Source organism: Halopiger aswanensis, assembly GCF_003610195.1.
Classification (GTDB): Archaea; Halobacteriota; Halobacteria; order Halobacteriales; family Natrialbaceae; genus Halopiger; species Halopiger aswanensis.
The window spans coordinates 181,289-194,668 of record NZ_RAPO01000002.1; the positions used below are offsets into that span (position 1 = coordinate 181,289).

The following is a 13,380-nucleotide window of genomic DNA, read 5'->3' on the forward strand; positions in this document are numbered from 1 at the left end:
CGGCTGTCTCCGTCGCTGCAGTCAGATTCGCCCGCTCACTCTCATCCCCGTCACTTCCCGGCAGCATTCCCATCCCCTATCGCAGCGTACCGACTCGTATGCCGGTCCATCTCGAGTGTGACGTTTGCGGCGCCGCGCACACGATTCCGGAGCGGCCGTTCGATCCGGATACGGGGACGGGCTGTCCGGAGTGTGGCGGGACCCCGTACACGGTCGTCCGGGCGGGGCTCGCGTGGCATCCGGAGCCGTAGAACGAGGGCGGAGTTCGCGAGAACCGACTGAATCGACTGTAGTGCCCCGCCGATTGCGGTCAGAAAGTGCGCTCGAGCGGCGTTACGAGAACTTCGAGCGGACCCAGCCGAGGAGGCCGGACGCGTCGCCTTCGTCCGCTTCGTCGGCCGTTTCGGTCTCGGCGGTCGGGTCGTCGGTATCGGAATCGGCACCGGCCGTTGCTCCGTCGACAGCCTCGGGTGCGTCCGCTTCGTCGGCAGCGGGTTCGTCACCTGCCTGCTCGTCAACGGACGGTTCGTCAGCCGATTCCGTGGGTTCGTCCTGCGTCTGTCCCTCGTCCTCCTCAGCCGACGCGTCAACGGCCGGCTCCGGTGCGTCGTCCGCGTCGGTGGACGGCTCGCCGGCGTCGCTGGACGCATCCGGTTCCGCGTCGGCGGAGCGGTCGTCGGCCTCGGCTGAGTCGTCGGGTTCGTCGGCCTCCGAATCCGATTCCGCCGAGTCGGACGGGTCCGGATCGACCCAGAGGAACTCCTCGCCCTTCGTCCGGCCCGACAGCAGGAGATTCTCGAGTTCCGCTTCGTCGGCGACCAGGTCGTCGTCGACGTCCCAGTCCGGTTCCACGGGTTCGTCCGCGCTCGCGATGATCTCCTCGGGCGTTTCGCCCTCGAGGACCTCGTCGGTGTCCTCGTCGCCGTCGACGTCGTCTTTGAGTTGCCCGAAGACGTTCGCCGCGGTTTGGTCTTCGATCCCGTCGTCGCCGCGCTCGTCGGCAGCGTCGGCGTCCCCGTCTCGATCGACCCCCGCCATCTCGGGTTCGTCGTCCGCGATCGCCCCGAACAGATCGTCGGCGCTCGCCCCGGCGTCGAACCCACCGTCGCCCGATTTATCGTCGATCGTACTTTCGCTCATAGGCTCGCTCTGTAGGTCTACATAATCACACGTCATTAAGTTTGGCAATTTTTTCAGTCACGATTCGTTAGGGGAGTACCATATTAGCGTGACGGCCGATCCCGGCTGTGTCCCCAGGAGCTGGTTTACAAACGTCTACTTCTCCCGGATAGGATCTGCCGATATGAAAAACACCGCTCGTCGGCCGGAAGATCTCCCCGTTCGAATGGTTCGCACGCCGAGACGGTCCCCAACTATTATATCTCCGTCAATCACTCTAGCAGGTGTGGTTTACGAGACGGGAAACGAGACGGTCGACGACGCGCTCGAGCGAGTGTTGGCCGGCGAGCGGCTCGATCGAACTGACGGACTAGCGCTGATCGCCCAGCCGGTCGAGCCGCTGGCCGAAGCCGGCGCGGTCGTGTGCGACCGCTTCGGCGACGGCACGGTCGACGCCTGCTCGATCGTCAACGCGAAGGCGGGCAACTGCGCCGAGGACTGTGGCTTCTGCGCGCAGTCGGTCCACTTCGACACCGGGATCGACACCTACGGCTTCCTCGGGCCGGAGAAGGTACTCGAGGCGGCAAAGCGCGCCGAGCGCGACGGCGCCCAGCGGTTCGGCATCGTCGTCGCCGAGAAGGGCGTCTCGAAGGAGCACCGTCCCGAGGAGTGGCGGGACGTCCTCGAGGCGATCCGCCTCGTCCGCGAGGAGTGCGACCTCGAGGTCGACGCTTCCCTTGGGATTCTCACCGAGGAAGAAGCCGAGATCCTCGCCGCGGAAGGAATCAACCACTACAATCACAACATCGAGACCTCGCCGCGGTACTTCCCCGAGATCGTCGATACGCACAGTTTCGAGGACCGCGTGCAGACCCTCGAGGTGGCCAAAGAGGCCGGGATGGACCTCTGTGCCGGCGTGATCCTCGGCATGGGCGAGACGCCGACCGACCGCGTCGAGGCGGCGATCGCCCTGCAGGATATCGGCGTCTCCTCGCTGCCAGTGAACGTCCTGAACCCGGTTCCCGGGACGCCGCTGGCCGAGCGGGGTGTCGAGATCACGACCGAGGAAATCGTGAAGACGGTCGCCGTCTTCCGGCTGCTCCACCCCGAGGCGCGCGTGCGCTTGACCGGCGGCCGCGAAGCCAACCTCGAGCCCGACGAACAGCACTTACCGCTCGAGGCCGGCGCCGACGGACTGCTGACGGGCGACTACCTCACGACCGACGGCCAGTCGCCCGCCGACGATCTCGAAATCATCGAGCGCGCGGGTCTCGAGCCGAACCGCGAGACGAATGCGTTCGACCCCGAGGCGGTCAAAGCACGCCGCGGCGACGGCGAGGCGTCGACGGCCGAATCGGAGGCAGCGACGAACGCGGACGCGGACGCGGATGCGGATGCGGAACCGAGCGACGACTGATTCGATTCACACGGATTTCGAACCCACACACCGATGGACGAAACGACGTTTGCAGTACTCGGCACCGGCGGTATCGGCAGACGAGCGCTCGAGGTCAGCCAGCACAAAGATGGGGTGACGCCGGTCGCGGCCTGCGACCGAAACGGCGTCGCCGTCGATTTCGACGGGCTGGACGTCGACGAACTGCTGGCGGCCACGGAAGGAAATATCGACAGCGGACCGAACGACGACGACGTTGCGGCCGACGGCGGCGCGGCAACTGGCGACGGCAGCACGACTACCGACGACGGCGAGACGACGGTCGACTCGAGCGGCGTCAAACAACACGGCGAGCAACGAGGCGTCGTCGCCTCCGCGCAGGCTCGGCCCAGCGACGATCCCATTCAGGACGTCATCGACGCGGGCGACGGGATCGACGCCGTCCTGCTCGCGCTGCCGAACTACGAGCACGACTTCATCCCCCGAACCGCGGATCGGTTCGTCGAGGGCGGCTACTCGGGCGTCTTGATCGACGTGCTCAAACGCTCGCGCGTGATTGACATGCTCGAGGATCGCAGCGACGACCTCGAGGCGGCGGGGATCACGTTCATCTGCGGCGCGGGCGCGACGCCCGGCTTCCTCACCGGCGCGGCCGCGCTGGCGGCCCAGTCGTTCGTCGAGGTCGAGTCGGTCGACATCTGGTGGGGCGTCGGCCTCAAATCGGGCTACGAGGACAACCGCGGCACCGTCCGCGAGGACATCGCGCACCTCCCCGAGTACGACCTCGAGACCGCCCGCGAACTCTCCGACGAGGAGATCGAGGAAATCGTCGACGACCACGACGGCGTCATCGAGTTCGAAGACATGGAACACGCCGACGACGTGCTGCTCGAGCGCGCCGGGATCTGCGACGCCGCGGACGTCACCGTCGGCGGAATTTTGGACGTTCGCAGCGACGAGAAACCGACGACGACCACGGTTTCGGTAACGGGGACGACCTTCGACGGCGAGCGCGCGACGAACACGTTCGAACTCGGCGACGAGACGAGCATGGAAGCGAACGTCAACGGGCCCGCGCTGGGCTACCTGAAGGCCGGCGTCAGGCGGAATCGAGCGGGCGAGTACGGCGTCTTCGGTCCCGCGGAACTGATGCCCGGCTTCTGAGGCGCCGGCGGCCGACTGTGCTCGTCCCGAACGCCTCGGACGAGAACCGTGAAAGTGATACCACGTCGATGACTCCGTTCACGCGAATGGAAGACCGCGACCGCGGGTTCGACCTCGAGGATCGGCTCGCGACTCTCGAGGACGGCGACCTGAAACGGACGCTCTCGCCCGTCGACCGGGTCGCCGAGCGGGGCTACTTCGCCGAACCCTCCGGCGGGGACCTGCCGGTCCTCGAGACCGACGAGGCGCTCGTGTTCGCGTCGAACAACTACCTGGGGTTGACCGCCGATCAGCGGGTCCAGGACGCGGCCCGTCGGGCCGCCGCGACCGTCGGTACGGGTGCCGGCGCGAGTCGGCTCGTCACCGGCGACACGATGGTCCACCGGGACCTGGAGCGACTGCTCGCGGAAACCAAGGGCTGCGAGCGGGCGCTGACCTTCTCCTCGGGATACGCGGCCAACGTCGGGACGATCACGGCCCTCGAGCCGGACGTCATCTTCTCCGACGAACTCAATCACGCGAGCCTCATCGACGGCTGCCGACTCTCGGACGCCGAGACGGTCGTCTACGACCACCGCGACGTCGCGGACCTGCGGTCGAAACTCGAGGCGCGCGCCGACCGTGACGACGCGAGCGAGGACCGGTGGCTCGTCGTCACGGACACCGTCTTCAGCATGGACGGCACCGTCGCCCCCCTCGAGGCGATCTGCGACCTCGCCGAGGAGTTCGGCGCGTGGGTGATGGTCGACGAGGCCCACGCGACGGGGTTGTACGTCGACGGCGGCGGCGTCGTGCAGGCCGAGGGGCTCGCGGACCGGGTCCACGTCCAGATGGGGACGCTCTCGAAGGCGCTGGCCAGTCAGGGCGGCTACGTCGCCGGCAGCGACGACCTAATCGAGTGTCTGGTCAACGAGGCGCGGTCGTTCGTCTACTCGACGGGACTGACGCCGCCGGCCGCCGCGGCGGCCAGCGAGGCACTGCACCTCGCGCGCCACGGCGACGCCCGCGAACGGCTCTGGGAGAACGTCGCCCACCTCCGGGACGGCCTCGAGACGATGGGCTTCGACGTGCCCGGCGACTCCCAGATCCTCCCCGTGATCGTCGGCGACCGGGAGGATGCGCTCGCGCTCGCCGAGGGACTGCGCGAGCGCGATATCGTCGCGCCGGCGATCCGACCGCCCACGGTGCCAGAGGGGACGAGCCGCATCCGCGTGACGCCGATCGCGACCCACGATAAGGACGATATCGTCACCTGTCTCGAGGCGTTCCGAACGGTCGGCGACGAGTTAGGACTGCTCTGAGACGGACGGACGATGAACGAATCCGAACCGATCGACGCGAACGGACCGATCGCCGTCGTCGGCACCGACACCGGCGTCGGCAAAACTGTCGTCACCGCGGCCCTCACGCGTTATTTTCGTAAGTCGGATATCGACGCCCGAGCGATCAAACCCGCTCAAACCGGACACCCGCCAGATGACGACGCCGGCTTCGTGGCCGACGCCTGTGACGACCCCGACGCCGCGACCTGTCTCCGATACCTCGAGCCCGCGCTCGCGCCGCGGGTCGCCGCCGAGGTGGCCGACGAGGACCTCTCGTACGAGTCGATCCTGGCCGCCTGTCGACGCGAATGCGAGGGAACGCCGCTGCCCCTCGTCGAAGGCATCGGCGGCCTGCGCGTCCCGCTGGCCGGCGACCGCGAGGTGATCGACCTCGTCGCCGATCTCGAGGCGACGGCGGTCGTCGTCGCGCGGTCCGGACTGGGGACGCTCAACCACACGGCGCTCACCGGCGAGGCCCTCGAGCGCCGCGGCGTTCCGGTCGCCGGAATCGTCTGTAACGAGTACGAGGGCGCGTCGCTCGCCGAGCGGACGAACCCCGACGAACTCGAGCGGCTGACCGGCGTCCGCGTCGAGACGGTCCCGCCGCTCGAGGGCGGACCGACGGCGCTGGCAGACGGCGTCGCCGACGCGCTCTCGACGAGGTTGTTCGATCGACTCGAGCGACTGGCGGCGGAGAGATAACGAAACCCGATACGGACACGAACGCGGCCGCAGCACTGACTCGCCGACCCACAGACCGGTTACGCCCCGCTCCGGCTCACGCCTGGGGGGCTCGCGGCTCGCCGTCGACCGTCATCGATCCGTCTTCCGCGTCCGCCGTCTCGGATCGGTGGCGCCGGGAGTCGATCAGCTTCGAGACGATTTCGGATTTGCGGTGTTCGACCTCGAGGTGGATTCGAAGGTTCGTTCGCTCGGCGTAGTGCTCCGCACAGAGTGGACAGCGTTGCTGGTCAGTCATGGGCCCGTTCACCGTCAGCACGTGACGCGACGGAACGACGTAATAGTGTCGTTTAGTCTATGTTTCGATATGTCTCTCACGAGAGAGTGACCGATCCGCTCAGAGGAAATCGTTCAGTCCCGACTGGTCGTCGTCCGGTTCCGTCGTCTCCGCTGCGGACTCGTCCGCATCTGTCGCCGTGCTCGAGTCGATCCCACTGTCGGCGTCGGCGTCGGCGCCGGCACCGCTCGAGGCCGCGAGCGTCGCTTGATCGTTCTCGCTTTCGTCGCCGGTCGTATCGCTCGAGTCGCTCGAGGCGGCCCCGTCGCTCGCGTCCTCGGCCTCGAAGAACGCGCTGCCGGAGTGCTCGACGGTCTCCTTCTCGCGCATCTCCTCGGCGTCCTCGACGATCGACTGGACCTTGTTGGTGTCTTTCCCGCTGCCGGTGACGAAGGAAACTTCCTTCTCGTCGAGTTCGTAGGTCGCGGCCATTCGGACGGTCAGGTCGCGGTTCTTGCAGTGGTGGGTCATCGCCGAGAGGTAGGGGAGGATCTCTCGGCGGGCGGTCCCGACGCTCGTCCCTTCGCGTTCGGCGATGCGTTCGGCGATCGAGTCCCGGGTGTTGCGCGTGCCCTTGCTGCTGCCGAGCTTGCGCCAGTAGCTCGGCGGGCCGTAGCGGGTCCAGCCGCCCTTGGGTTCGCGCCGCGAGGCGGCGACGCCGGCGGTCATGTTGTCCGTCGCGTAGCGCCAGAACGAGTAGTTCTGCGTCGAGCGGACGCGGCCGAGCCAGCGGTCGGCGTTCGCGAGGAACTCGTAGGCGTCGGCCAGTTCGGCCCCTTCGTAGTCCTTCGGGACGTTGTCCTCGATCCAGTTCAACATCTCGTCGGGGTTCTCGTCGACGTCGTAGGAGGCCCGCAGCGCGCCCTCGGCGTCCTCCTCCTTGATGAGCGTATCGAGGAAGTCGAAGATCCCCTCCGTCGTGTCGCGCTCGCTCGTGACGACGTCGTCGACGGTCAGGCGCTCGGTGTCCTCGGCGACCGCCTGCAGGTCGTTGACCGCCGAGCGCAGGTCGCCACTGGTCGACTCGGCGATCTTCTCCAAGGCTTCCTCCTCGAACTCGACGCCCTCGCGCCGGCAAATATCGCGGAGGACGGGGACGATCGAGCGCTTCGAGACGTCGCGGAACTCGATCGTCTCGCAGGCGTTCCGGAGGGAGTTGCTCATGTCGTAGAACTCGTTTGCCACGAGGACGATCGGCTGGTTCGCGTTCTTGACGACGCGGGTGACCTCCCTCGAGCCGCCGTAGTCGGCGTTGCCGTGGAAGTTGTCCGCCTCGTCTAAGATGACCAGCCGGCGGCCGGACTCGCCGCCCGTGAGCGTGCCGCTCTTGGAGGCCTCACCGGCGACGCGCTCGATGACGTCGGCGCCGCGGCTGTCGCTGGCGTTGAGTTCCATGACGGGCCAGCCCATGTCCGCGGCCAGCGCGTGGGCGGCGGAGGTCTTCCCGACGCCGGGGCTGCCGTGGACGATCACCGCATCCCGGTGCTCGTCCCACGTCTCGGCCCACTCCTGCAACTGGTCGCGGGCCTTGTTGTTCCCGCGTACCTCCGACAGCGTCGTCGGACGGTACTTCTCGGTCCAGTCGGTCATTGCATCGTGGTAGGGGTGAGTCGCGTTTAGTGGTTGCGGAGCGTCACGCCTCGCCTCTTGGCTTCAGATCTACTCGAGACGTACCGCCTTCGTACGCATCGTCGCTCGAGTCCGTATCGAGATCGACCGAATAGCTATTGGTATCAGATATCCAATCGGTTCGCATGCCCTACGAGACGGTCTACGAACTGACCGACAGCGATCTCGCCGACCTCCACGAGCGCTACCGAAACTACGCGTGGTGGGACGACCGCTCCCTCGAGGACGTTCGCACGGCGCTCGAGAACACCGACGTGGTCGCCGGTCTCCGCGACGAGCGGACAGGGGAGCTCGTTGCCGCCGGCCGCGTGCTGACGGACTTCGTCTACTACGGGAAGATCTACGACGTGATCGTCGCCGAATCCCACCGCGGCGAGGGACTCGGTCGGGACTTGCTCGAGGCGATCGTCTCGCATCCAGACCTCGAGAATCTCGAGGTGCTGACGCTGGACTGTCGCGAAGGATTGGTCCCCTTCTACGAGGACTGCGGCTTCGAACGTCACGAGATGATCGCCGAACTGCCGGACGGCGGCGAGGAGGATCTCGTTCCGATGCGGTACGTCGGATCCGAGGGCGATTCGGAGTCGGCGTGAGCCGGACGACAGATCCCGCCGAATGCGGACGCACCGTTCAGCCCTTCGTCTCCGCTTCGGGCGCGTCGGCCGGATCCACGACCTCGCCCGTCTCGGGGTAGACGCCGACCTGCTCGCAGAGATCGCCCATCGGACACGCCTCCGGATCCTCGAGACAGGCCGGCTTGCGCGCTGAGCAGTACTCGCGGCCGAACTGGATCGACGCCGTGTGGCCGAACCCGCACTTCTCCGCGGGCACCTCGCGCTCTAAGACCGCCCGAACCTCCTCGTGGTCGGCGTCGGCCGGCGCGATACCCAGTCGTCGGTAGATCCGGTGGACGTGCGTGTCGACGGGGAAGACGCCGCCGCGGCCGCCCGCGAACAGGAGCACGCAGTCCGCCGTTTTCGGCCCGACGCCGCGGACCTCGAGCAGCGTCTCGCGAACCTCGGCGGGGTCCTCGTCCTTGACGAACTCGTCGAAGGCCGCCGCGGAACCGAACGCCTCGAGGACCCACTCGGCCGCGTCGATGATGATCTCCGATTTTTGATTGTAGAGACCGGCAGAACTGATCGTCTCGGCGAGCGTCGATTGTTCGGTGGTCGCGAGCGACTCCGCGAGGTCAACATCCTCGGCTCGCGGTTGCCCGCTCGCTCCATCTGCGTCGCGTTGCGACGCACCGCCATCATACCGGTCGATCAGCGCGTCGTGGGCCGGCTGGCTCGCCTTGTCGCTCGTGTTCTGGCTCAGGATCGTCCGGACGAGACAGGTGAAAGCGTCCCGTCCGCCGTACGTTTTCTGCCAGTACAGTTCGCCGAGTCGGTCGACGATCTCCTCCGCGCGGGTGTCGGCGGCCGCCGGATCGAACTCGGCGACGACGCCGCCCCCCGATTCTCCGCCGCTGATGTTGACGGACGGCTCCGTGTCCTCGCTCATACGACGCAGTCGGGACGCTGCGCTCATTGGTTTTTCTCTCGTGGCACGAGCGCGGTCCGCTCGAGTGAAAACGACAGTCGCGACGCGAGGGCCCCCCACTGCCGATCGCGGTCGCGTGAACGAATCGATCCCCAGTCATATAGCGCGACGGCCGCGCGCCGTCGCCGAGCGATCCAGCCTAGCGTCGCTGTCGGGACGGGTCGGCGACCTTGCAGGCGAACTTCTCGCCGCACTTCGAGCAGGTGCCCGATCGATCGTAGCCGTCGTTCAGGGTGCCCACCTCCGTTTTCGTTCGCTGTACCTTTCGATTGATATCGACGAACGTCTTCTCGGAGCAGTGAGGGCAGACGACCCGTTGTGACATACTCTCCGATTGACGACATCCCCCATTTATTGTTTCGGCCACTGGACAAACAACTGAGACGAGCGAGCGTCGAAATCGCCGGACTACTCGACGGTGATCGTCACCGTCGCCTCGGCCCCGTCGGCCAGCGCCGCGACGAGATCGCGATCGAAGCCCTCGGCGGCGAACTCGGCGCCGTTCATGATCGTTCGATCGTCGACGTACTCGCTCGTGCGGCCGACCGCGCTGCGCTCGTTGGTGAACTCGAGGTCGGGATCACCCCGCCCGGTCACCGAGTCGCGGTGGCCGTCGGCTTCGATTTCGAACGTAATCGTGGCCTCGCGGTCCCGGCAGGCCTCAGCGAAATCGGGATCGAAGTCCGCGGGGGCGCGGTCGGCCTCGATCGCGAGGATACAGTCGCCCGCGGGGGTGAGATAGTCGTCGGTCGTTACCTCGAACGTGCTCGCGTGCTCGGCGGAGACGTTCTCGTGCCCGCGAGCGTGGATGACTTCCTCGAGCGGCATGGTCGTGTTCGGAAACGATGCCGCTGCGGGCGGAAAACGGGATCGAAAGCAACTGAAGCCCGACCGATTCAAACTCGCGTCGAACGCCAACCGCCGGACGTTACAGCAGGCTCGCGCCGTCGAACTCGCCGCGGCTGTACTCGAGGTCCATCAGGTCGAGGATCGTCGGCGTGATGTCGAACAGGTCGGCGTCGCCGATGGTCGCGTCGGGGTGGTCGATGTACAGCGACGTGTTGTCGAAGCTGTGCATCCCGTTTCGCGGGCCGGTGTCGAAGATTTCGGCGTCGCCCTTGAAGCCGGATTTGAGGTCGAAGCCCTTGTTCGGGATCGCGACCAGATCCGGCGCGATGTCGTCGTGATCGCCGCGGAAGGCGTCTTCCTTCTCGACGACGCGGTCGACGACCTTGTTCCCGTCGGGGCCCTCGAGTTCCAGCAGTTCGGACTTGAGCTGGTCGCGGACGTCGTCGTACTCGTCCTCGGAGACGGAGCCGCGCGGTTCGCGGCCCTCGAGGTTGATGTAGAACCGGCCGGGGATGAACGAGTAGGCCTTGGTGTCGTCGGAGATGTCGCCCAGTTCCTCGGGGTCGTCGGTCTTGAAGGAGAGCCAGCCGTTCTCTCGGAGCCACTCGTTGAAGTGGACCTCGTAGTCTAAGCTGGTAAAGCCGTGGTCGGAGGCGACGATCAGCGTGACGTCCTCGGGGAGCGACTCGCGCAGACGGCCGATGTAGTCGTCGACCTTCTGGTAGAACTCGAGGAACTCGTCCTTGTACTCGCCGTCGCGCTCGTAGTCCTTGAAGAGGAAGTGATTGACTCGGTCGGTCGTCATGAAGACGCCGAAGAAGAGGTCCCAGTCGTCCTCCTCGATGTAGTGGCGGAACGCTTCGAACCGCGCGTCGACGGTCGCGTGGGCGTCCTCGATGAACTCCGATTTGTCCTCCTGGTGGCCCAGTTTCGGATTGACGTCGATCCGATAGTCGAGTCCCTCGAGGTACTCGCGGACCTCGTCGGGGTGGGCGGCCTTCTCGAGGCCGGGCGAGAGGAAGCCCGAGACCATCCGCTGGACGTTGCGCTCGGGCGGGAACGTGACCGGGACGTTCATCACGGTGGCCTGGCGGCCCTCCTCCTGGACGCGGTCCCAGACGCGGTCCGCCTGCACGTCCCGACCCATCGGGACGTAGGTGTCGTACGTGCCGACCTCGCGGTCCTGGAAGCCGTAGACGCCCGTTTCACCGGGGTTGACGCCGGTGGTCAGGGACGGCCAGCAGGCGCTGGATTCGGGCGGGACGATGCTCGAGATTTCGCCCGCGGTTCCGTCGTCGGCGATCGCCGCGAAGTTGGGGAAGAGATCCTCGTTCTCCGCCAGGAGACTATACGGCACACCGTCAACGCCGATAAACGCGACGCGGGGAGCATCATCGCCCCGCAGTCGATCGAACAGACCCATGGGCGGTCGTTGTTCAAGCGTATACAAGAAGGTTCGTTTCGAGACACTCTTTTGAGAGGGGCGTGCCAGCGAATAACGTGGCGCCGATGGATTGGGGACGACGGACTGCGTTGGCCACGGGGCGCGGGTCTAGATCGTTGCGGTGACCCCGGACTCGAGGCGTCGAGGTAACCCGAGATCAGTCGTCGCGTTCGTCGTCGTCCGCGGGGGGCTCGAAGTTCGCGGGGACGACCGTCAGGTGATCGATCCCGACGCCGTCGTCCGATTCGGGCGCGTCGTGAGCGGAGGGCGTGGATGCTGCCATAACGGATACACGTACGCCGCGTTCCCCAATAAAATTACCCATGCTCATAATGCATGTGCCCCCGGCGGCGGGATAACTGGCGGGTATCCGATCGCGGGGGCGATCAGTTTTATATCAAACACATGAGTGGGGTTCGGTGTACGCGTTCGAGCGCAGGAGCGGCGTACGAGGGACACTCGAGATGAACGGACTTACCGTCACGCTGCAGAAGGGCGGCGTCGGCAAGACGACGATCGCGACCAATCTGGCCGATCGGCTCGCGGCCCGCGGACACGAAGTGGTGCTCGTCGACGTCGACCCGCAGGGGAGCGCGACGGAGGCGCTCGGCTGCGGCGAGACCTACACCGCGGACACGCACCTGGCGCACGTCCTCGATCCGGACGATCCGACCGCACCGACGGATTTGCTCCGGACGGACACCGAGCCGTGGGGCGTCGATCTCGTGCCCTCCAACGCGGCGCTCCATCGGGTCAGCGCGACGATCCAGACGGCCGACGACGGCGAGGCGAAACTCTACCGCTCGCTCGTCCGGCCGCTGTCGGACCGCTACGACTGGATCGTCTTCGACGCGCCGCCGACGATCGGCCCGCTCGCGGACGCAGCGCTGGTCGCGACGCGGCAGGCGGTGTTGCCGATGCAACTGTCGAAACCGAGCGCCGACGCCTTAGTGCGGACGGTGACGAACCAGCTGTTTCCGCTCTCCGATCGCCTTCCCGACTCGGAGGCGATCGAGATCCTCGCGATCGTCCCCAACCGCGTCAAGGGAGACAACGAAGAACGGCGCGTCCTCGAGGCGCTCGAGGACAGCCAGTTCGCCCGGTACTTGCCGGAATTCGCCGACTCGAGCCACCTCGATCGGGAGGACTCTCCGGGGCCCGGCATCCGCGAACGGATCGCGTTTCGGCGGGCCTACCGGGACGGGGTGTCGCTGGCGACCCACGACGACACCGTCGACATGATCGACCGGTTCGACGCGCTGGCGGCGCTGGCCGACGAGACCGTCAAACCGAACGAAAACGAATAGTGAGTTCCGGAGGCGATTCGAGCAGTTACTGGAAGTTCTCGTCGTAGAGTTCCTGGGCGTGCTCGATCGCGTCGTAGGCTGCCTGCTTGTCCTCCCAGCCCAGCGTCTCGACTTCCTTGCCCTCTTCGAGGTTCTTGTAGGTCGCGAAGAACTCGTCGATCTCGTCGAGTTGCTGCTGCGGGATGTCCTCGAGGTCCTCGATGTGGTCGTATCGGGGGTCCTCGCTGGGGACGGCGATGACCTTGTCGTCTTGCTCGCCGTCGTCGTCCATCTTCATCAGGGCGACGGGGCGTGCTTCGATGACGCAGCCCGGGAACGTCTGGTCCTCGACGAGAACGAGGACGTCGAAGGGGTCCTCGTCGTCGTAGTACGACTGCGGGATAAAGCCGTAGTCGGAGGGGTAGTGGACGTTGCTGTGGAGCACGCGGTCCAGCACGACGCCCGGCACGTCCTTGTCGTACTCGTACTTGTTTCGCTCGCCCTTGAGACACTCGACGACGGCGTAGATCTCTTCCGGCGGATTCGGTCCAGTCTCGAGGTCTTCCCAGAGGTTGACCATGTACGTGAGACTCCACGGTCGATCAAAA

At 66.3% G+C, this 13,380-nt stretch carries 16 protein-coding genes; 7 read left to right on the plus strand and 9 right to left on the minus strand.

Annotation, left to right across the window (positions count from 1 at the left end; translation table 11 throughout):
- The first annotated feature begins 98 nt into the window (after positions 1-98).
- Positions 99-251: a hypothetical protein gene (locus ATJ93_RS23580; protein ID WP_170155540.1), complete on the plus strand. Its 153-nt coding sequence runs from the start codon at positions 99-101 to the stop codon at positions 249-251.
- A gap of 82 nt (positions 252-333) precedes the next feature.
- Here ATJ93_RS23580 and ATJ93_RS08025 read toward each other — a convergent pair whose 3' ends face one another.
- A complete protein-coding gene (locus ATJ93_RS08025) occupies positions 334-1,140 on the minus strand; it encodes a hypothetical protein (RefSeq protein WP_120244156.1) in 807 nt (268 codons plus the stop codon).
- Between the two features lie 265 nt (positions 1,141-1,405).
- On the opposite strand from ATJ93_RS08025, the gene bioB reads away from it, so the two are divergent.
- The 4 genes from bioB (at position 1,406) to bioD (ending at position 5,703) form a co-directional block, all read left to right on the plus strand.
- Complete coding sequence (gene bioB / locus ATJ93_RS08030) at positions 1,406-2,536, plus strand: biotin synthase BioB (protein ID WP_120244157.1); 1,131 nt, start codon at positions 1,406-1,408, stop codon at positions 2,534-2,536.
- 33 nt (positions 2,537-2,569) lie between these two features.
- A complete protein-coding gene (locus ATJ93_RS08035) occupies positions 2,570-3,679 on the plus strand; it encodes a transcriptional regulator (RefSeq protein WP_120244158.1) in 1,110 nt (369 codons plus the stop codon).
- Between the two features lie 86 nt (positions 3,680-3,765).
- Positions 3,766-4,980: an aminotransferase class I/II-fold pyridoxal phosphate-dependent enzyme gene (locus ATJ93_RS08040; protein ID WP_120245217.1), complete on the plus strand. Its 1,215-nt coding sequence runs from the start codon at positions 3,766-3,768 to the stop codon at positions 4,978-4,980.
- A 12-nt stretch (positions 4,981-4,992) separates the two neighbouring features.
- The gene (gene bioD / locus ATJ93_RS08045) at positions 4,993-5,703 is read left to right on the plus strand and encodes a dethiobiotin synthase (protein ID WP_120244159.1); all 711 of its coding nucleotides are present in this window, start codon (positions 4,993-4,995) and stop codon (positions 5,701-5,703) included.
- Between the two features lie 76 nt (positions 5,704-5,779).
- Here bioD and ATJ93_RS08050 read toward each other — a convergent pair whose 3' ends face one another.
- Together ATJ93_RS08050 and ATJ93_RS08055 are read right to left on the minus strand one after the other, a co-directional pair.
- Positions 5,780-5,980 carry a hypothetical protein gene (locus tag ATJ93_RS08050; protein WP_120244160.1) on the minus strand — a complete coding sequence of 67 codons (201 nt, stop codon included), beginning with the start codon at positions 5,978-5,980 and terminating at the stop codon, positions 5,780-5,782.
- 99 nt (positions 5,981-6,079) lie between these two features.
- Entirely contained in the window at positions 6,080-7,609 is a 1,530-nt protein-coding gene (locus ATJ93_RS08055) for a replication factor C large subunit (protein ID WP_120244161.1), read from the minus strand.
- A 164-nt stretch (positions 7,610-7,773) separates the two neighbouring features.
- Here ATJ93_RS08055 and ATJ93_RS08060 point away from each other — a divergent pair, with 164 nt between their 5' ends.
- Complete coding sequence (locus tag ATJ93_RS08060) at positions 7,774-8,241, plus strand: GNAT family N-acetyltransferase (protein WP_120244162.1); 468 nt, start codon at positions 7,774-7,776, stop codon at positions 8,239-8,241.
- Between the two features lie 37 nt (positions 8,242-8,278).
- Here ATJ93_RS08060 and ATJ93_RS08065 read toward each other — a convergent pair whose 3' ends face one another.
- From ATJ93_RS08065 to ATJ93_RS24340, 5 genes are all read right to left on the minus strand, one after another.
- Positions 8,279-9,154, minus strand: coding sequence for an endonuclease III domain-containing protein (locus ATJ93_RS08065; RefSeq protein WP_120244163.1), 876 nt, complete (start codon positions 9,152-9,154; stop codon positions 8,279-8,281).
- A 178-nt stretch (positions 9,155-9,332) separates the two neighbouring features.
- The gene (locus ATJ93_RS08070) at positions 9,333-9,518 is read right to left on the minus strand and encodes a hypothetical protein (protein ID WP_013878407.1); all 186 of its coding nucleotides are present in this window, start codon (positions 9,516-9,518) and stop codon (positions 9,333-9,335) included.
- A gap of 83 nt (positions 9,519-9,601) precedes the next feature.
- A complete protein-coding gene (locus ATJ93_RS08075) occupies positions 9,602-10,021 on the minus strand; it encodes a DUF371 domain-containing protein (protein WP_120244164.1) in 420 nt (139 codons plus the stop codon).
- A gap of 100 nt (positions 10,022-10,121) precedes the next feature.
- The gene (locus ATJ93_RS08080; protein WP_120244165.1) at positions 10,122-11,465 is read right to left on the minus strand and encodes an alkaline phosphatase family protein; all 1,344 of its coding nucleotides are present in this window, start codon (positions 11,463-11,465) and stop codon (positions 10,122-10,124) included.
- A 178-nt stretch (positions 11,466-11,643) separates the two neighbouring features.
- Positions 11,644-11,769, minus strand: coding sequence for a hypothetical protein (locus ATJ93_RS24340; RefSeq protein WP_281271536.1), 126 nt, complete (start codon positions 11,767-11,769; stop codon positions 11,644-11,646).
- Positions 11,770-11,950: 181 nt separating this feature from the next.
- Between ATJ93_RS24340 and ATJ93_RS08085 the strand changes: the two genes are divergently transcribed.
- Entirely contained in the window at positions 11,951-12,793 is an 843-nt protein-coding gene (locus ATJ93_RS08085) for a ParA family protein (RefSeq protein ID WP_120244166.1), read from the plus strand.
- Positions 12,794-12,818: 25 nt separating this feature from the next.
- On the opposite strand, the gene ATJ93_RS08090 is transcribed toward ATJ93_RS08085, so the two are convergent.
- On the minus strand, positions 12,819-13,352 hold the full coding sequence (locus ATJ93_RS08090) for an inorganic diphosphatase (RefSeq protein WP_120244167.1): 534 nt from the start codon (positions 13,350-13,352) through the stop codon (positions 12,819-12,821).
- Positions 13,353-13,380: the final 28 nt, after the last annotated feature.